Source organism: Serratia sp. Ag1 (assembly GCF_000743355.1).
Classification (GTDB): domain Bacteria; phylum Pseudomonadota; class Gammaproteobacteria; order Enterobacterales; family Enterobacteriaceae; genus Chania.
In genome coordinates, this window is sequence record NZ_JQEI01000042.1 from 59,730 (window position 1) to 78,101 (window position 18,372).

The 18,372-nt window shown below is 52.7% G+C and carries 17 protein-coding genes and 2 tRNA genes; 4 read left to right on the plus strand and 15 right to left on the minus strand.

Going from position 1 to position 18,372, the window contains the following annotated elements:
• Nucleotides 1–30 precede the first annotated feature (30 nt).
• The 13 genes from truB to rlmE form a co-directional block, all read right to left on the minus strand.
• A complete protein-coding gene (truB, locus tag IV04_RS21425; protein WP_037396423.1) occupies nt 31–975 on the minus strand; it encodes a tRNA pseudouridine(55) synthase TruB in 945 nt (314 codons plus the stop codon).
• Nucleotides 975–1,385 (minus strand): 30S ribosome-binding factor RbfA, encoded by a 411-nt coding sequence (gene rbfA, locus IV04_RS21430; RefSeq protein WP_037396420.1) that lies wholly within the window; start codon nt 1,383–1,385, stop codon nt 975–977. Before rbfA ends, truB begins: the two co-directional genes overlap by 1 nt.
• 129 nt (nt 1,386–1,514) lie before the next feature.
• A complete protein-coding gene (infB, locus tag IV04_RS21435; RefSeq protein WP_037396418.1) occupies nt 1,515–4,202 on the minus strand; it encodes a translation initiation factor IF-2 in 2,688 nt (895 codons plus the stop codon).
• A 24-nt stretch (nt 4,203–4,226) separates the two neighbouring features.
• Nucleotides 4,227–5,735: a transcription termination factor NusA gene (gene nusA, locus IV04_RS21440; RefSeq protein WP_037396414.1), complete on the minus strand. Its 1,509-nt coding sequence runs from the start codon at nt 5,733–5,735 to the stop codon at nt 4,227–4,229.
• Between the two features lie 21 nt (nt 5,736–5,756).
• Nucleotides 5,757–6,209 (minus strand): ribosome maturation factor RimP, encoded by a 453-nt coding sequence (gene rimP, locus IV04_RS21445; RefSeq protein ID WP_072010943.1) that lies wholly within the window; start codon nt 6,207–6,209, stop codon nt 5,757–5,759.
• 217 nt (nt 6,210–6,426) lie between these two features.
• Nucleotides 6,427–6,503 (minus strand) — tRNA-Met (locus IV04_RS21450).
• Between the two features lie 60 nt (nt 6,504–6,563).
• Nucleotides 6,564–6,650, minus strand: a tRNA-Leu gene (locus tag IV04_RS21455).
• Between the two features lie 65 nt (nt 6,651–6,715).
• Nucleotides 6,716–7,054 (minus strand): preprotein translocase subunit SecG, encoded by a 339-nt coding sequence (gene secG / locus IV04_RS21460; protein WP_037396411.1) that lies wholly within the window; start codon nt 7,052–7,054, stop codon nt 6,716–6,718.
• 24 nt (nt 7,055–7,078) lie between these two features.
• Nucleotides 7,079–7,249 carry a hypothetical protein gene (locus IV04_RS26470; protein WP_156106830.1) on the minus strand — a complete coding sequence of 57 codons (171 nt, stop codon included), beginning with the start codon at nt 7,247–7,249 and terminating at the stop codon, nt 7,079–7,081.
• Nucleotides 7,250–7,301: 52 nt separating this feature from the next.
• Complete coding sequence (gene glmM / locus IV04_RS21465; protein WP_037396409.1) at nt 7,302–8,639, minus strand: phosphoglucosamine mutase; 1,338 nt, start codon at nt 8,637–8,639, stop codon at nt 7,302–7,304.
• A 7-nt stretch (nt 8,640–8,646) separates the two neighbouring features.
• Nucleotides 8,647–9,480 carry a dihydropteroate synthase gene (gene folP / locus IV04_RS21470; protein WP_037396407.1) on the minus strand — a complete coding sequence of 278 codons (834 nt, stop codon included), beginning with the start codon at nt 9,478–9,480 and terminating at the stop codon, nt 8,647–8,649.
• 132 nt (nt 9,481–9,612) lie between these two features.
• A complete protein-coding gene (gene ftsH, locus IV04_RS21475) occupies nt 9,613–11,550 on the minus strand; it encodes an ATP-dependent zinc metalloprotease FtsH (protein WP_037396404.1) in 1,938 nt (645 codons plus the stop codon).
• Between the two features lie 56 nt (nt 11,551–11,606).
• Nucleotides 11,607–12,236: a 23S rRNA (uridine(2552)-2'-O)-methyltransferase RlmE gene (rlmE, locus tag IV04_RS21480; protein WP_037396401.1), complete on the minus strand. Its 630-nt coding sequence runs from the start codon at nt 12,234–12,236 to the stop codon at nt 11,607–11,609.
• A 144-nt stretch (nt 12,237–12,380) separates the two neighbouring features.
• On the opposite strand from rlmE, the gene yhbY reads away from it, so the two are divergent.
• Nucleotides 12,381–12,674, plus strand: a complete 294-nt coding sequence (yhbY, locus tag IV04_RS21485) for a ribosome assembly RNA-binding protein YhbY (RefSeq protein WP_037396398.1) — start codon at nt 12,381–12,383, stop codon at nt 12,672–12,674.
• 116 nt (nt 12,675–12,790) lie between these two features.
• Here the strand turns inward: yhbY and greA are convergent, their stop codons facing one another.
• Entirely contained in the window at nt 12,791–13,267 is a 477-nt protein-coding gene (greA, locus tag IV04_RS21490) for a transcription elongation factor GreA (RefSeq protein WP_037396396.1), read from the minus strand.
• Between the two features lie 258 nt (nt 13,268–13,525).
• Between greA and dacB the strand changes: the two genes are divergently transcribed.
• The 3 genes from dacB to pmrB are packed head-to-tail and all read left to right on the plus strand — an operon-like array spanning nt 13,526 to nt 16,695.
• Nucleotides 13,526–14,959 (plus strand): serine-type D-Ala-D-Ala carboxypeptidase, encoded by a 1,434-nt coding sequence (gene dacB / locus IV04_RS21495; RefSeq protein WP_037396394.1) that lies wholly within the window; start codon nt 13,526–13,528, stop codon nt 14,957–14,959.
• Between the two features lie 12 nt (nt 14,960–14,971).
• Nucleotides 14,972–15,634, plus strand: coding sequence for a two-component system response regulator PmrA (gene pmrA, locus IV04_RS21500; protein ID WP_037396391.1), 663 nt, complete (start codon nt 14,972–14,974; stop codon nt 15,632–15,634).
• Complete coding sequence (gene pmrB / locus IV04_RS21505; protein WP_037396388.1) at nt 15,631–16,695, plus strand: two-component system sensor histidine kinase PmrB; 1,065 nt, start codon at nt 15,631–15,633, stop codon at nt 16,693–16,695. Before pmrA ends, pmrB begins: the two co-directional genes overlap by 4 nt.
• A 489-nt stretch (nt 16,696–17,184) precedes the next feature.
• On the opposite strand, the gene cgtA is transcribed toward pmrB, so the two are convergent.
• Nucleotides 17,185–18,357 (minus strand): Obg family GTPase CgtA, encoded by a 1,173-nt coding sequence (cgtA, locus tag IV04_RS21510; protein ID WP_037396384.1) that lies wholly within the window; start codon nt 18,355–18,357, stop codon nt 17,185–17,187.
• Nucleotides 18,358–18,372 lie beyond the last annotated feature (15 nt).

Consider the following 18,372-nt stretch of genomic DNA (forward strand, 5'->3'; position numbering starts at 1 on the left):
AGTTGCCGGGGAGCAGCGTAGCCAAGGCGATCAGTCGAAATATTCTACCACCAGGCGGCGCGGCGCGACTCGCCCATCATCGGCAATCTCGCCAATGCCAATAAATTTGCGCTCTTCGCCTTCGGTGATACGGACAAGGCCAGCAGATGGCGCACCCGCAACCTGCACTGGCTGCCCCTGTTTGACATACCCTGCGACGACTGGCAGCAAATTCACTTCGGGGAAGTCTTCGGCGGGGCTATCCATCGGCATCAGCAGCGGATCAAGCAGCTCGCTTGCAGCGATCCCCTGCTCCTCGGCCTGTGCGACCAAAGCATGCAACTGTTCTAATGTCACCATACGAGCGATAGGATACTTCGCCACCTGCAAGCGACGCAGGTAAATCACATGTGCACCACACCCCAGCAATTCGCCGAGATCGTCGGTGATAGTACGAATATAGGTCCCTTTCGAACAATGGACTTCCAGCTCCAACTCATCCCCTTCCCAGCGGATAAATTGCAATTCGTAAACGGTGATACTGCGTGCCTCACGCGGTACTTCGATACCTTGTCGCGCATATTCATACAGCTTTTTACCCTGATATTTCAGCGCTGAATACATCGACGGCACCTGCTGGATATTCCCCCGGAATGTCTCCAGAGCAGCATCAAGCTGGGCTTGCGTGAAATTCACAGGCCGTTCCTGTACCACTTGCCCATCCGCATCCGACGTATCAGTGCGCTGGCCAAGACGGGCAATCACGCGGTAACGCTTGTCAGAATCGAGCAGGTATTGTGAGAACTTGGTTGCCTCGCCCAGGCAAATCGGCAGCATGCCGGTTGCCAGCGGATCGAGCGCGCCAGTATGGCCCGCCCGATTAGCATTATAGAGGCGCTTTACTTTTTGCAGGGCGTCGTTGGACGACAGCCCTTGCGGTTTATCCAGCAACAGTACACCGTGGATATCACGGCCACGGCGACGCGGACGACTCATTAAGCCTCCTCGTCATCGCCTGATGCAGAACGGCGCTCAGCATCATTTTTCACTACGTTGGTCACCAGGTTAGACATGCGCATCCCTTCAACCAATGAGTTGTCGTAAGCGAAAGTCAGTTCAGGCACCACACGCAGGCGCATGGCTTTGCCCAACAGGGTGCGGATATAGCCGGAAGCGTCCTGCAACGCTTTAATGCCATTGGTCACCAGGTCGGGATCGTGATTCTCGGTCAATACGTTCAGGAAAGTCACATAAACCTTGGCATAGGCCAAATCACGAGACACTTCTACCCCTGAAACGGTCGCCATACCAATGCGCGGATCTTTGACTTCACGCTGCAAAATGATCGCAATCTCTTTTTGCATCTCTTGTGCCACACGCTGGCCACGGCTGAATTCTTTTGCCATTTGAGTATCCTCCAGACAAATCGGGGGGCCATAAGGCCCCCCAGAACAAATTTAAGCGTTATATCCATCATACTTCAGGCTGCTTCTCTGTTAGCTTGCAGCTTGAATCATTTAGGGTATATACCAAGCTTAAGCGATGGTGCGCTGGATCTCGATAATTTCGAACACTTCGATCATATCGCCAACGCGCACGTCGTTGTAGTTCTTAACGCCGATACCACATTCCATACCGTTACGGACTTCATTGACGTCATCTTTGAAGCGGCGCAGGGATTCCAGCTCGCCTTCGTAGATAACCACGTTGTCACGCAGCACACGAATTGGGTTGTGGCGCTTAATCGTACCTTCAGTAACCATACAGCCAGCAACTGCGCCGAACTTAGGTGATTTGAACACGTCACGCACTTCAGCCAAACCGATAATCTGCTGTTTGTACTCAGGCGCCAACATACCGCTCATCGCCTGCTTCACTTCGTCGATCAAGTTATAGATCACGGAGTAGTAACGCAGATCCAGGCTTTCTGCTTCGATCACGCGGCGCGCAGAAGCGTCGGCACGCACGTTAAAGCCCAGGATAATGGCGTTAGATGCGGCGGCCAGAGTCGCGTCGGTTTCGGTGATCCCACCTACGCCAGAGCCGACAATCTTCACTTTCACTTCGTCGGTAGAAAGTTTCTGCAGTGAGTCAGAAATCGCCTCACATGTACCCTGTACGTCAGTTTTCAGGACGATGTTCAGTTCAGAAACTTCACCTTCGGTCATGTTAGCAAACATGTTCTCCAGTTTGGATTTCTGCTGGCGGGCCAGTTTAACTTCACGGAACTTGCCTTGACGGTACAGCGCAACTTCACGCGCTTTCTTCTCGTCACGCACCACGGTCGCTTCATCACCCGCCGCTGGAACGCTGGACAGGCCCAGAATCTCAACCGGGATAGAAGGACCAGCAGAGGTCACTTCACGGCCCAGTTCGTCGCGCATCGCACGCACGCGGCCATATTCGAAGCCACACAGCACGATATCGCCTTTGTTCAGCGTACCTTCCTGAACCAGCACGGTGGCTACCGGGCCACGGCCTTTATCCAGGAACGATTCGATCACTACGCCGCTAGCCATACCGCTGCGAACCGCTTTCAGTTCAAGAACTTCAGCCTGCAGCAGGATAGCGTTCAGCAGTTCGTCGATCCCCGTACCCGCTTTCGCAGAAACGTGGACGAACTGAGCTTCACCGCCCCACTCTTCTGGCATAACACCATACTGGGACAGCTCTTGCTTGACGCGATCCGGATCGGCCTCTGGCTTATCGATTTTGTTAACCGCAACCACCAATGGCACTTTCGCTGCCTGAGCATGCTGAATGGCTTCGATGGTTTGTGGCATCACGCCATCATCAGCAGCGACGACCAGAACCACGATATCGGTCGCCTGAGCACCACGGGCACGCATAGAAGTAAAGGCTGCGTGGCCAGGGGTATCCAGGAAGGTGATCATACCGTTTTCGGTTTCTACGTGATAAGCACCGATATGTTGGGTAATACCGCCAGCTTCACCCACGGCCACTTTAGTGGAGCGAATGTAGTCAAGCAGAGAGGTTTTACCGTGGTCAACGTGGCCCATGATGGTCACAACCGGCGCACGCGCTTCGGCTGCAGCACCCGTGTCACGATCGCTCATCAGCGCTTCTTCCAGCTCGTTCTCACGACGCAGGATAACTTTGTGGCCCATCTCTTCGGCAACCAGCTGTGCGGTTTCCTGGTCGAGAACCTGGTTGATGGTGGCCATGGCACCCAGCTTCATCATCGCTTTGATGACCTGAGAACCTTTTACTGCCATCTTGTTAGCCAATTCAGCAACGGTGATGGTTTCACCGATGATAACGTCACGGTTAACCGCCTGCACCGGCTTGTTGAAGCCCTGCTGCAGAGTACTTGGCTTGCGCTTGCTTTTACCACCACGGGTCACCGCACGCGCTTCTTCACGGTCTGCTTTCGACTCGGAGAGCTTGTTGCCTTTCTTCTGTTTGGTCGCTTTACCACCGCGAGTGCGGCTGCGGCGTTCGCCTTCAACCTTGGCGTCGTTTTCATCTTCGGCAGCACGGGCGTGCTGAGAAGTGGTCACGTGGTAATCGGCGGTTTCAACTTCAGCGCTCGCTGCTTCAGCTTCGGCCCATTTATCGCCGTTTTCTTCGGCCATACGGCGCGCTTCTTCAGCGACGCGTTTGGCGTCTTCTTCAACCTTACGGCGCACTTCTTCTTCCGCTTTACGCTTCAGTTCAGCGGCTTCGGCTTCACGGCGTGCTTTTTCTGCCTGAGCTGGCTTGGTCATTTCGTCGGTACGTTGATTGGTCACTTTTTCTTTTTCCGCTGAATTACGCTTAGCAATCTCCGCGGCCTCACGTTTGGCTTGCTCTTCGGCTGCGCGCTTCGCTTCTGCTTCGCGTTTCGCTAACTCTTCTGCTTCGCGCCGTGCCCGCTCTTCCGCTTCACGCTGTGCCTGCTCTGCCGCTTCAGCCTGTTGAGCTTCTTGCGTATCGCGATTTACATAAGTGCGTTTCTTGCGGACCTCAATTTGCACCGATTTACTTTTACCGCCGGTGCTCGGAATATTCAAGGTGCTGCGCGTTTTGCGCTGCAATGTGAGTTTACCTGGTGCACTACCGTGTTCACGGTTCAAGTGCGCCAGCAAGGTTTCTTTCTCATGCTGGGTGACAGAGTCATTCTCTGACTTGTTGATCCCAGCATCAGCAAACTGCTGTACCAGGCGATCAACTGGAGTCTGAATCTCTGCTGCCAGCGATTTTACGGTTACATCTGTCGTCATGCTGTTCCTTCCTGCTACAGTTTATTACGCGTTGTCGCCAAACCAACAGATATTACGGGCGGCCATAATCAGCTCGCCGGCCTGCTCATCGCTAAGCCCTTCAATATCAGCCAGATCGTCAACACCCTGCTCGGCAAGATCTTCCAGCGTACAAACCCCACGCGCCGCCAGTTTAAAGGCCATGCTGCGCTCAAGACCTGGGAGGTTGAGCAAATCATCAGCAGGTTTTTGGTCGCCCAGGCTTTCTTCCTGAGCCAGAGCCAGCGTGGTCAATGCAGCTTTGGCGCGATCGCGCAACGCTTCAACGGTATCTTCATCCAGTCCGTCGATTTCCAGCAGTTCTTTGATCGGTACATAAGCCAACTCTTCTAGCGTAGAGAAGCCCTCTTCGACCAAAACGGTAGCGAAATCTTCGTCGATATCAAGATACTTGGTGAAGGTATCAATGGCGGCATGAGCCTCGGCCTGATGCTTGGCCTGCAGATCGTCCGCCGTCATCACGTTCAGTTCCCAGCGATCATCATCACGATGTTGTTTCAACAACTGGGAGGCTAAACGCACGTTTTGGCCATTACGGCCAATCGCCTGTGCCAGATTGCTGGCTTCAACGGCGATATCCATCGTGCACCGATCTTCATCCACCACGATCGAGGCAACATCTGCCGGGGCCATGGCGTTGATAACGAACTGTGCAGGGTTATCATCCCACAGGATGATATCAATACGTTCCCCGCCAAGCTCGCTCGAAACGGCCTGGACGCGGGCACCGCGCATACCGACACAAGCACCGACGGGGTCGATACGCTTGTCGTTGGTTTTCACGGCAATTTTTGCACGGGAGCCAGGATCGCGGGCTGCCGCTTTAATCTCAATCACTTCTTCACCGATTTCCGGTACTTCGATGCGGAACAGTTCTTTCAGCATATCCGGGCTGGAACGGCTGACGAACAGTTGCGCACCACGCGCTTCTGGGCGCACGGCGTACAGCACACCACGGATACGGTCACCTGGGCGGAAGTTTTCACGCGGCAGCATATCTTCGCGGCCAATCACCGCTTCGGCGTTATTACCCAGATCCAGCGCAATGCTGTCACGGTTAACCTTTTTCACCACGCCGGTGACGATCTCACCTTCCTGTTCACGGAAAGCATCAACCACCATCGCACGCTCAGCTTCACGCACTTTCTGTACGATAACCTGCTTCGCGGTCTGGGTCGTGATACGGTCAAAGGTGACGGATTCGATCTGGTCTTCGATATAACCACCCAATTCAATGGATGGATCTTCATACTGCGCCGCTTCCAACGTAATTTCACGCGTTGGTTGAGTCACTTCATCAACGGCAACCCAACGGCGGAAGGTATCGAAATCGCCGGTTTTGCGGTCAATGCTGACGCGCACGTCGATTTCCTGCTCATACTTTTTCTTGGTTGCGGTGGCTAATGCGGTTTCCAGCGCTTCAAAAATCTTCTCACGCGGAAGGGATTTTTCATTGGAAACAGCTTCAACAACAGCCAGAATCTCTTTGTTCATCCTAGTTGCCTCATCCAAACTTTAAAAGTGGGGTACCAGGTTCGCTTTCTGAATGTTGCTCAGCGCGAACACTTCATCTTTCCCTTCCACAGTAACCGTGATCATCTCACCTTCAACGGATTTGATGATGCCCTGCCATTTGCGGCGGTTTTGTATCGCCATACGCAGAACAACGCTGACTTCTTCACCGATAAAACGCTGATAGTGTTCTGCGGTGAACATAGGACGCTCAAGGCCAGGAGAGGAGACTTCCAAGTTGTAAGCTACAGTGATCGGATCTTCGACGTCCAATACAGCGCTGACCTGGTGGCTGACATCAGCACAATCATCAACATTGATTCCGTTTTCACTATCAATATAGATGCGTAGCGTCGATTGGCGCGCCCGAACAAATTCGATACCTACGAGCTCAAAGCCCAACGCCTCTACCGGTGCGGAAATCATCTCTGTTAATTTTTGCTCTAATGTGGACAAGCCCACCCCCAAGACATAAAAAAAGGGCTTAATAGCCCAGTGATTCTGTTGCCAAATAACAAAAAACCCCGAAAATTCGGGGCTTTATGCAACTGGACCCTGTTTGCCGCAAAGCGGCTTCGGTGCAACTTTCTAACAAGTGTCATTTTCAAATGTTGTTCGAGAAAAGCGGATTTCAATCGAAAAGTGTATTTGAAAATAAACACTTAAAGGAAAGTGGTTGCGGGGGCCGGATTTGAACCGACGACCTTCGGGTTATGAGCCCGACGAGCTACCAGGCTGCTCCACCCCGCGTCCGAAAACGTGGCAAATACTACGCCGATAATCGCAAAAAAGCAAGTTATCTCTGGGATTTGGTACCGAGGATGGGACTCGAACCCACAAGCCCGTTAGGGCACTACCACCTCAAGGTAGCGTGTCTACCAATTCCACCACCTCGGTACATATTCTTACTGCTAACGGCTGTTGAATTAAAACGCTAACAACCGTTTACAAACTTTTGCTGCTTAGCGTGGGATATCGCTGCTCGGCTGCGCTGGAGCTGCCGGTGCTGTAGTAGTCTGCTCAGTTTTTACTGGCTGACCCAAGTTTTCCCACTCGCTGCCTTTCTGGTTCTTGTTACTGCTCAGGTTGCCCAAGATCAGGCTGATGACGAAAAACAGCGTCGCCAGAATAGCCGTCATACGGGTCATGAAGTTGCCTGAACCGGTCGAACCGAACAACGTGCCAGAAGCACCTGCTCCGAACGAGGCTCCCATATCAGCGCCTTTGCCTTGCTGTAACATAATCAGAGCTACCAGCCCGATCGAAATCAGCAAGAAAATTACCAGAAGAGCTTCGTACATAATCGTACCTGTATCCTTGCGGGTTCACCGCCTGCTAAATGCTTCACGCGCCAGATGCTTCATATAACAAAGCTGCGGCATGTCACTGAACAGCCAACTGAAGCGGGTGTGAATACTAACCAAAGCCGCCAGACCACGCAAGGGCAATTTGCTACCACCGATGCGTTTGCAGAAAAAAACATCAAAAAACGGCATTATCTGTATACCCGCAGGTTCCACAAAGCGGAGCCTGCGGGAAAACAAGACGTTAGCCTGCCAGTTTCACAGCATCGGCGATACGATGAGCCAGCATTTCAACCTGTTTTTCATCCTCGCCTTCCACCATAACGCGGATGAGCGGTTCAGTACCCGATTTACGCAGCAGAACACGGCCATGACCAGCCAGTTCAGCTTCCACCTGTGCGGTGACTGCACGCACGGCTTCCGATTCCAGCGGGTTATGCTCACCAACGAAACGCACGTTAACCAGAATCTGTGGCAGCAACTTCATACCGCTGCACAGATCGTGCAGGCTCATATTATTGCGTACCATTGCCGTCAATACCTGCAGGCCAGCCACAATACCGTCACCGGTAGTGGTTTTATCCAGCAGGATCACGTGGCCAGAGTTTTCTGCACCAATGCGCCAGCCCAGTTCCTGCAATTTTTCCAGCACGTAGCGGTCACCCACTTTCGCACGGGCAAACGGGATACCAAGTTGCTTCAGTGCCAACTCCAGGCCCATATTGCTCATCAACGTTCCGACAGCACCACCGCGTAACTGGCCTTGGCGCAGCCCCTCGCGGGCAATGATATAGAGGAGTTGGTCACCATCGACTTTATTGCCCAGGTGATCCACCATCATCACACGGTCACCATCACCATCGAAGGCCAAACCCACATGCGCCTGCTCTTCCAAGACGTGTGCCTGTAACTGGCGTACATCGGTAGCACCGCATTCTTCGTTGATGTTCATACCATCCGGCTCACAGCCGATGGCGATCACCGTCGCGCCCAGTTCACGCAGCACGCTTGGCGCGATGTGGTAGGTTGCGCCGTTTGCACAATCCACCACAATTTTTAAACCGTTCAGGCTCAGCTCGCTCGGGAAAGTGCCCTTGCAGAATTCGATATAACGCCCCGCCGCATCAACGATACGGCTGGCTTTACCCAATTCAGCGGACTCAACGCAGGTCAGTGGTTTTTCCATTTCGGCTTCAATGGCTTCTTCCACTTCGTCCGGCAATTTAGCTCCGTCGATGGAGAAGAATTTGATGCCGTTGTCGTAGAACGGGTTATGTGATGCAGAAATCACAATCCCGGCTTCTGCACGGAAAGTTCGGGTCAGATAAGCCACTGCCGGGGTTGGCATCGGGCCGGTAAAAGAGGCAGAAAGCCCGGCGGCCGCCAGCCCAGCTTCGAGTGCCGATTCCAACATATAGCCGGAGATCCGGGTGTCTTTGCCAATGATGATTTTACGTGAGCCATGGCGTGCCAATACCTTACCGGCAGCCCAGCCAAGCTTAAGGACAAACTCCGGGGTGATCGGGCTGTCACCGACTTTGCCACGAATGCCATCGGTACCAAAATATTTGCGCTCGCTCATGTCTCTACTATCCCTTAGCTGAAAGTGTTGCCTCGACGACACGCATCGCCTCGACGGTTTCTTTAACATCATGCACTCTGACAATCTGTGCCCCTTGCATTGCGGCAATCACCGCGCAGGCAACACTGCCAATAACCCGTTGATCGGGCGGCACATTCAACAGTTGTCCAATCATCGATTTACGCGACATGCCAACCAACAGCGGTAAACCAAAGTGATGGAATTCCGACAACCGGGCCAGAAGCTGATAATTATGCGCCAAATTCTTACCGAAACCGAAGCCCGGGTCGAGCAACAATTTCTGTTTTTCGATGCCACCTGCAGTACAACGGTCAATATGATGCTGGAAAAACGCCTTTACGTCGCCCATCAGATCGTCGTAATGCGGAGCCTGCTGCATGGTGCGTGGTTCGCCCTGCATATGCATCAGGCAAACCGGTAAACCGCTTTCAGCCGCGGCTGCCAGCGCTCCTGGCTCCTGCAAGGAACGAACATCGTTAATCAGATGCGCTCCAGCCCGGGCAGATTCACGGATCACCGCTGCTTTCGAGGTATCGACTGAGATAAAAACTTCAAACCGCTGGGCCAACGCCTCTACTACCGGCACAACACGGGCGATCTCTTCGTTTTCACTGACCTCCGCAGCCCCAGGCCGGGTCGATTCGCCGCCCACATCGATCATTGTTGCCCCGGCAGAAATCAGCGCATGGGCATGCAACAAAGCGGCATTCAGTGAATTATGTCGGCCACCATCGGAAAAAGAGTCTGGAGTAACATTAAGGATCCCCATTACTTGAGGATGATTGAGATCGAAAATCTGGTCGCGCACGGTTAGCTGCATGATTAATCCACCTTAGTGTTGCCTGACTGGAGTTGATTTTGAACGTTGCGGGCAACAACACGGTTATTTCAAATATGACGGGTATAAAAAACCCCGGACTCGCCGGGGTTCGATTTTATTACACAGACAACGTTATTTGTCGAGTTGTTGCTGCTCAGACGTTGGGTTACCTGAGTTTGGCGTTTGCGGTTCCTCAACCGGCGTAGGCGCTTTTGGCGTGCCACCGTTGTCGGAGTTGTTACTCTTGGCCGCATCGTCCCAACCGGCTGGCGGGCGTACTTCACGACGGTTCATTAAATCATCAACCTGTGGCGCATCAATCGTTTCGTACTTCATCAACGCGTCTTTCATGGCATGCATGATGTCCATGTTTTCGGCAAGCAACTGCCGGGAGCGTTGATAGTTACGTTCAATTAATGCCTTAACTTCCTGGTCAATAATCCGCGCGGTTTCGTCTGACATATGCTTAGTTTTGGAAACTGAACGCCCCAAGAAGACTTCGCCTTCTTCTTCTGCGTAAAGCAACGGCCCCAGTTTTTCCGAGAAACCCCACTGGGTCACCATGTTACGGGCAATGGTTGTTGCCTGTTTGATGTCCTGAGAAGCACCGGTGGAGACGTTATCCACACCATAAATCAACTCTTCAGCCAGACGGCCACCGTAAGCCACGGAAATCATACTTTCCAGTTTCTGACGGCTGTAACTGATGCTATCCCCTTCCGGCAGGAAGAAAGTCACACCAAGCGCACGGCCACGAGGAATAATCGTGACTTTATGCACCGGATCGTGCTCAGGCACCAGACGACCAATAATCGCATGGCCCGCTTCGTGATACGCAGTGGATTCTTTCTGCGCTTCGGTCATCACCATGGAGCGACGTTCCGCCCCCATCATGATTTTGTCTTTGGCCTTTTCGAACTCAACCATCGACACCACACGCTTGCTACCACGCGCTGCAAACAACGCCGCTTCGTTGACCAGGTTAGCCAAATCGGCACCAGAGAAACCAGGGGTGCCACGCGCAATCACTGAAGCATCAATATCCGCTGCCAATGGCACACGGCGCATGTGCACCTTCAGAATCTGCTCACGGCCACGGACATCTGGCAGACCGACCACGACCTGACGGTCAAAACGGCCTGGGCGCAGCAACGCTGGGTCAAGTACGTCAGGGCGGTTGGTTGCCGCAATCACGATAATACCTTCGTTGCCTTCAAAACCGTCCATCTCGACCAGCATCTGGTTCAGCGTTTGCTCACGTTCATCGTGACCACCACCCAGACCAGCGCCACGCTGACGGCCTACGGCATCGATTTCATCGATAAAGATGATGCACGGTGCCGCTTTTTTAGCCTGTTCGAACATATCACGCACGCGGGATGCCCCCACGCCGACGAACATTTCAACGAAGTCAGAACCGGAAATAGTGAAGAACGGCACTTTGGCTTCACCGGCGATCGCTTTCGCCAGCAAGGTTTTACCCGTACCTGGCGGGCCCACCATCAGCACGCCTTTCGGGATTTTACCCCCCAATTTCTGGAAGCGGCTCGGCTCACGCAGGTAATCCACCAGTTCGCTAACCTCTTCCTTTGCTTCGTCACAACCTGCAACATCGGCAAAAGTGGTTTTAATCTGGTCTTCCGTCAGCATACGGGCTTTGCTCTTGCCGAAGGACATCGCCCCCTTACCGCCGCCGCCCTGCATCTGCCGCATAAAGAAGATCCAGACCCCAATCAGCAACAGCATTGGGAACCAGGAAATAAAGATCGAAGCCAGCAAACTCGGTTCTTCCGGTGGTTCACCGACGACTTTGACGTTCTTGGTTAGCAACGTATCCAGCAATTTTGGATCGTTGACAGGGATATAGGTCGTGTATTTGTTACTGTCTTTACGAATAACATTGATTTCACGCCCATTAATTCGTGCTTCACGAATCTGATCTTGGGTCAGTTCGGACATGAAGGTAGTGTAATCCACCCTACGGCCATTAGACTCGCTGGGCCCAAAGCTCTGGAATACAGACATCAATACTACCGCGATGACTAACCAGAGAATTAGGTTTTTCGCCATGTCACTCAAGGGATTAACCTCATATTACAACTGTGTTAACAAACAGCGTTAGGGTACTACAGTTTCCGCCCTGTCGCTACAATGTACACTTCACGCGAACGTGCGCGCGAAGCGTCTGGCTTACGAATCTTAACCTTCGTAAACAGGGAGCGAATTTCCCGTAGGTACTCGTCAAAACCATCTCCCTGGAACACCTTCACCAGGAAACTACCGCCTGGAGCGAGGACATCACGACACATTTCCAGTGCTAACTCCACCAGATACATCGATCTCGGGATATCAACCGCCGGGGTGCCACTCATATTCGGTGCCATGTCAGACATGACCACCTGAACCTTCTTTTCACCAACACGTTCCAACAGTGCTTTGAGCACCAGTTCATCACGAAAATCGCCCTGAAGGAAATCGACACCGACAATAGGATCCATCGGCAAAATATCACAGGCAATGATACGCCCGTTACCACCAATCTGGGTGACAACGTATTGCGACCAACCACCTGGCGCCGCCCCCAGATCGACTACGGTCATTCCCGGCTTAAACAGCTTGTCACTTTGCTGTATTTCATCAAGTTTAAACCAGGCACGAGAGCGCAGCCCTTTTTTCTGCGCCTCTTGTACATATTTATCGCTAAAGTGTTCTTGTAGCCAGCGACTGGAGCTAGCCGAACGCTTTTTATTAGCCATCTCGTTTTCCAACTATCCTAAAAGAGAGTCTTATGTCAGGTTCTCCGCTCGCATGGACACCCTCGGGTGCAGACCGATTTGGTGATATACACCAGATGGCGGTAGAATGTACCGTTTTCAATCCCAACTTAAGCAAAAAAGACAATGAATCTGAATAATAAACAAAAACAGCACCTGAAAAGCCTGGCGCACCCGTTAAAACCGGTTGTCATGCTGGGTAATAACGGTCTCACCGAAGGGGTGCTGGCTGAAATTGAACAGGCTCTGGAGCATCACGAGCTGATCAAGGTAAAAATTGTGGCCGTTGATCGCGAGACTAAAACCCTGATCGCCGACGCTATCGTGCGTGAAACGAATGCCTGCAATGTGCAAGTGATCGGCAGTACGTTAATTCTTTACCGCCCTTCAAAAGAGCGCAAGATCACTTTGCCACGCTAACCCACTGTCCGTTTGACGAAAAAGGTGCCATGCACCGAGCCCAGATAAAAGGCCGCTTGCGGCCTTTTTCCTTTCTTTACAAATCCCTGCTGAATATATGACCAATTCACCCAGAGTTAAAGATATTCCACGTTCAGGATTTCATACTCAACGTCACCGCCCGGCGTTTTGACGACGACAACATCATCCTGTTCTTTGCCGATCAGGCCACGCGCCATCGGTGAATTCACTGAAATGAGGTTTTTCTTAAAGTCAGCTTCGTCATCACCCACGATACGGTACGTGACTTCGTCTTCAGTTTCCAGATTCATTATCGATACGGTAGCGCCAAAAATCACGCGGCCAGTATTAGGCATTTTGGTGATATCAATCACCTGCGCGTTGGACAATTTGGCTTCTATTTCCTGAATACGCCCTTCGCAGAACCCTTGCTGTTCACGGGCAGCATGATATTCAGCGTTCTCTTTCAGATCACCATGCTCACGCGCATCCGCGATATCTGCGATAATCTTTGGACGGCGTACGCTTTTCAGATACTCCAGTTCTTCACGCAGTTGCTCTGCGCCCAATAATGTCATCGGAATCTGTTTCATCATTTAAATACCTCTAAATCTTTCCTGTTCAAATAGCCGTCATCCTGACGTATTCGTATGAAAATACGGTTGGCGCTGCGCCTTCCGTCTCCAGGCGATAAATAAAAAGAAACCTAACTCGGAATTTTCTCCCAAGCCGGGATCGATTTTGCATTTTGAGATGCATTTTAGCCTAGAGTTCCTTAAGGGTCATCGTTTACTTTCGCCCTTAATGCACCGTAGTATGGCTGCACGTTATCCAGCTGTTACCCCGAGATTATGCGTTTTTCACGAATTGTCAGTGCATTGGCCTGTGCATTTGTCCTTAATGCAAATGCGGCTCCGGTCGAAGATTACACACAGTATTTGCCTGATGGGGCCAACCTTGCCCTGATCGTGCAAAAGATTGGTGCGACTGCACCCACGATCGACTATCACTCGCAGCAAATGGCATTACCAGCCAGTACTCAGAAAGTGCTGACAGCGCTGGCAGCGTTGTTGCAGCTTGGGCCTGACTATCGTTTTACCACCACTTTAGAAAGCCAGGGCAACATCACGGATGGCGTGTTGCGCGGCAATCTTATTGCCCGTTTTAGCGGAGATCCGACGTTCAAGCGTCAGAGTCTGCGCAATATGGTGGCGGAACTGAAAAAACAAGGTGTGCGTGAGATCAGCGGTGATGTTCTGGTTGATACCTCGGTGTTTGCCAGCCACGATAAAGCCCCTGGCTGGCCGTGGAACGACATGACCCAGTGCTTCAGCGCACCACCGGCGGCAGCAATTGTTGATCGCAACTGCTTCTCAGTAGCGCTTTACAGCGCGCCGAATCCCGGCGAAATGGCTTTTATCCGCGTCGCGTCTTTCTACCCGGTCAATATGTTCAGCCAGGTGCGAACGCTGGCGAAAGGTTCTGCGGACGCACAATACTGTGAATTAGACGTAGTACCCGGCGAGTTGAACCGCTTTACGTTGACCGGATGCCTGACACAACGTAGCGAACCGCTACCGCTGGCTTTCGCCATTCAGGATGGAGCCAGCTACGCTGGCGCAATCCTGAAAGATGAACTGAAACAGGCTGGGATCGAGATCAGTGGCCATCTGAAGCGTCAAACCATTCCCGGCCTGACCGGCACAGTGATTGCCCAAACTCAGTCTGCACCGCTGCATGAACTGCTGAAAATCATGCTGAAGAAATCCGACAACATGATCGCAGACACCGTATTCCGCACCATTGGACATGAGCGTTTTGGGGTTCCCGGCACCTGGCGTGCCGGAGCCGACGCGGTACGCCAGGTGTTGCGCCAGAAAGCCGGTGTAGACCTAGGCAACAACATCGTCGTTGATGGTTCGGGCCTGTCGCGCCACAACCTGCTAACACCGGCAACCATGATGCAAGCACTGCAATATATTGCCCAACACGACAATGAACTCAACTTCATCTCGATGCTGCCGCTGTCCGGCTATGATGGCACTCTGCGTTACCGTGGTGGCCTGCATGAAGCTGGCGTCGATGGCAAAGTGTCCGCCAAAACCGGTGCGCTGCAAGGGGTCTATAACCTGGCGGGCTTCATCACCACCGCCAGCGGCCAGCGTTATGCGTTTGTGCAGTTCTTATCGGGTTACGCGGTTCCACCGGAAGACCAGAAACAGCGGCGCGCTCCGTTAGTCCGCTTTGAGAGTCGTTTGTATCGCGATATCTATCAGAACAATTGAGGGTCAATCAACATGAAACTACTGATTGTTGAGGACGATGAACTGTTGCAGCAAGGGCTGGCGCTGGCGCTCTCCAACGAAGGTTATGCCTGTGATTGTGCAGCCACAGCGGCTGAAGCCAACAGCCTGATCGTCACCAGTCAGTACAGTATGGTGATCCTGGATCTTGGTCTGCCGGATCTGGATGGTGCCAGCCTGCTGCGCCAGTGGCGACGTCAGCATATTGATTTACCCGTGCTGATCCTGACCGCTCGCGATGCTCTGGAAGACCGTGTTGAGGGCCTGGATGCGGGTGCCGATGATTATCTGATCAAACCCTTTGCCCTGGTTGAGCTACAGGCCCGGGTGCGAGCCCTGCTCCGTCGCTATCAGGGCCATAGCGATAATCTGCTGCAGCAGGATGACCTGACGCTTAACCTCTCCAGTCAGCAAGTCTACCTGCAGCAGCAACCCATTGATGTCACCCCTAAAGAGTTTGCCATCCTGTCACGCCTGATAATGCGTGCGGGTCAGACCGTCAATCGCGAACTACTGCAACAGGATCTCTATACCTGGAATGACGATCTGGGCTCCAACACTCTCGAAGTTCACGTCCATAACCTGCGCCGTAAACTGGGTAAAGATCGCATCCGCACCGTGCGCGGTATTGGTTACCGCCTGGAACCTGCCTCATGATCAGCATGCGCCGCCGCCTGTTGCTGATGCTGGCGTTGATCCTGCTGGTTGCCCAGCTTATCAGTGCATTTTGGCTCTGGCATGAGAGCCAGGAGCAGATCAGTTTTCTGGTGGATGAAACCCTGTCGGCCAAAATGCGCAATGAGCGAGTGAATACCGAGATTGCCGAAGCCATCGCTGCATTACTTGCCCCTTCGCTGATCATGATGATCGTGAGCCTGCTGGCCTCTTTCTGGGCGATCAGTTGGATTACTCGCCCGCTTAATCAGCTACAGGAGCGCTTAGAAAAGCGCTCCGCAGATAACCTGACACCGTTACCCGTCAGCAACGACAGCCGGGAAATGGTGGCGGTGACGGGTGCACTGAATCAGCTGTTTTCGCGCCTCGATCACACCATCCAGCAAGAACGCCTGTTTACTGCCGATGCGGCTCACGAGTTACGCACGCCGCTGGCCGGAATTCGCCTGCATCTGGAACTGATGGAACAACAAGGAATTAAAGAAAGCAAAGTCCTGATTGCCCGCATCGATCAGTTGATGCGCGTCGTTGAGCAATTACTGATGTTATCGCGCGCTGGTCAGAATTTTGCCAGCGGCCATTATCAGCAGTTTGACTGGGTGACTCATGTGATCAAACCGCTGCAGGAAGAGCTGAAAGAACTGGCAGACCAGCGCGGGCAAAAGCTGCTTTGGCAGTTACCCCACCAGGCTGTTACCCATGGTGATCCTGTCTTGTTGCGCCTGATGCTGCGCAATCTGGTGGAAAATGCTCACCGCTATAGCCCGGAAAACAGCACGATTCATGTGCAGCTCACCCCGCAAGATCGTGGGCAGCGGTTGCAGGTGTTGGATGAAGGGCCTGGCATTAAACCAGAATTGGCTGGCGAACTGACGCAGGCATTCCGTCGTATGGATCAGCGCTACGGGGGCAGCGGGCTTGGGTTGAATATCGTGATCCGCATCGCACAGTTGCATCGCGGATGGCTACAGCTTGAAAACCGCACCGATACCCACGGCTTGAACGCCCAATGCTGGATACCCGATAACGTGCTGAATCAATGAATAAATATCCTCCGGCATAGCCGGAGGTTTTTCATATGCGCCTGTAAGGCTCTCTTACCTGCCGCGCCCTAACAGGCGCATGACTACCTCACATTTGCATTACTTCTGTTACTTACTGCCCGTAAACGGGCTACATCAATGTAAGGGCGACTGTAGTTACCATCACATCTTTCTATACACATATCTTCCTTAGCGCATATGACAGTTTCCTTTGTACTTACCCCCCAAGACACTGAATAAGTAACGTGTTGGTACTTCTCTCATTCATCGGGTATGCGCTAAGCCTTTCTCATCAACTATTAGCGGCTTATCTATCTCCAGAGGTGCTTTGTTGCTACCTGACCACAAGCGTTACTGGCCATTAAAAGAGCCGACTCAAAGCTGGAAGCTTTACGGAACCCCCAGCCTAGCTGGGGGTTTTCTGAATACAAAAAAGGGCCCAGCATCACGCTGAGCCCTGAAATGCAGAATTACCACACCGGCACAGAATTACTTCTGATAGATGATTTCGACACCTTCGTCGTCATCTTCATCCCAGTCATCATCCCAGTCGTCTTCCGCTTCGGCTTCCACTTCAGCGATTTGCTCACGGTGGTAATCATCCCACATAAACTCGACTTTCTCTGGTGCGCTTTCTTCAATCGCCATGGCTTTGGGTTGGGTGTTGATAAAGTTCATGACATCCCAGCACAGCGCGTTAACCCCTTCGCGGTTAGCGGCAGAGATCATGTAGTACTTACCTTCCCAGCCCATGCCCTCTACGATCGCCTTGGCGCGTTCGGCAGCTTCATCCGCATCCAGCAGGTCAACCTTATTGAACACCAGCCAGCGTGGCTTCTGCACCAGATTTTCGCTGTACTGATTCAGTTCATGGATGATCACCTTGGCGTTTTCTACCGGATCGGATTCATCAATCGGAGCAATATCCACCAGATGCAACAGCACGCGGCAACGCTCCAAATGCTTCAGGAAGCGGATCCCCAAACCGGCACCGTCGGAAGCCCCTTCAATCAACCCTGGGATGTCAGCAACCACGAAGCTCTGCTCGCTGTCCATACGCACCACACCGAGGCTTGGCACCAGCGTGGTGAAGGGATAATCCGCCACTTTCGGCTTAGCAGCAGACACCGCACGAATAAACGTCGATTTACCGGCATTCGGCAACCCTAACATGCCCACATCGGCCAGTAGCAACAGTTCCAACAGGATGTCGCGCGTTTCACCCTTGGTACCCAAGGTTTTCTGACGTGGTGCGCGATTCACCGAGGATTTGAAGCGGGTATTACCCAAGCCATGCCAACCGCCCTTGGCCACCATCAAACGCTGCTGATGGCGGGTCATATCACCGAGGATTTCCCCTGTGCCCTGATCTTGCACGCGAGTCCCTACCGGCACCTTAATGATAATATCTTTGCCGCGCTTACCGGTACAGTCACGGCTCTGGCCGTTCTGGCCACGTTCGGCACGAAAAGATTTTTCAAAGCGGTAATCGATCAGGGTATTGAGGTTTTCGTCAGCCAGCAGGTAAACGTCACCGCCGTCACCGCCATCACCGCCGTCCGGCCCACCATTCGGGATATATTTCTCGCGGCGGAAGCTGACGCAGCCATTACCACCATCACCTGCAACAACCAGGATCGTCGCTTCATCTACAAACTTCATTTACCGTCTCCGTAA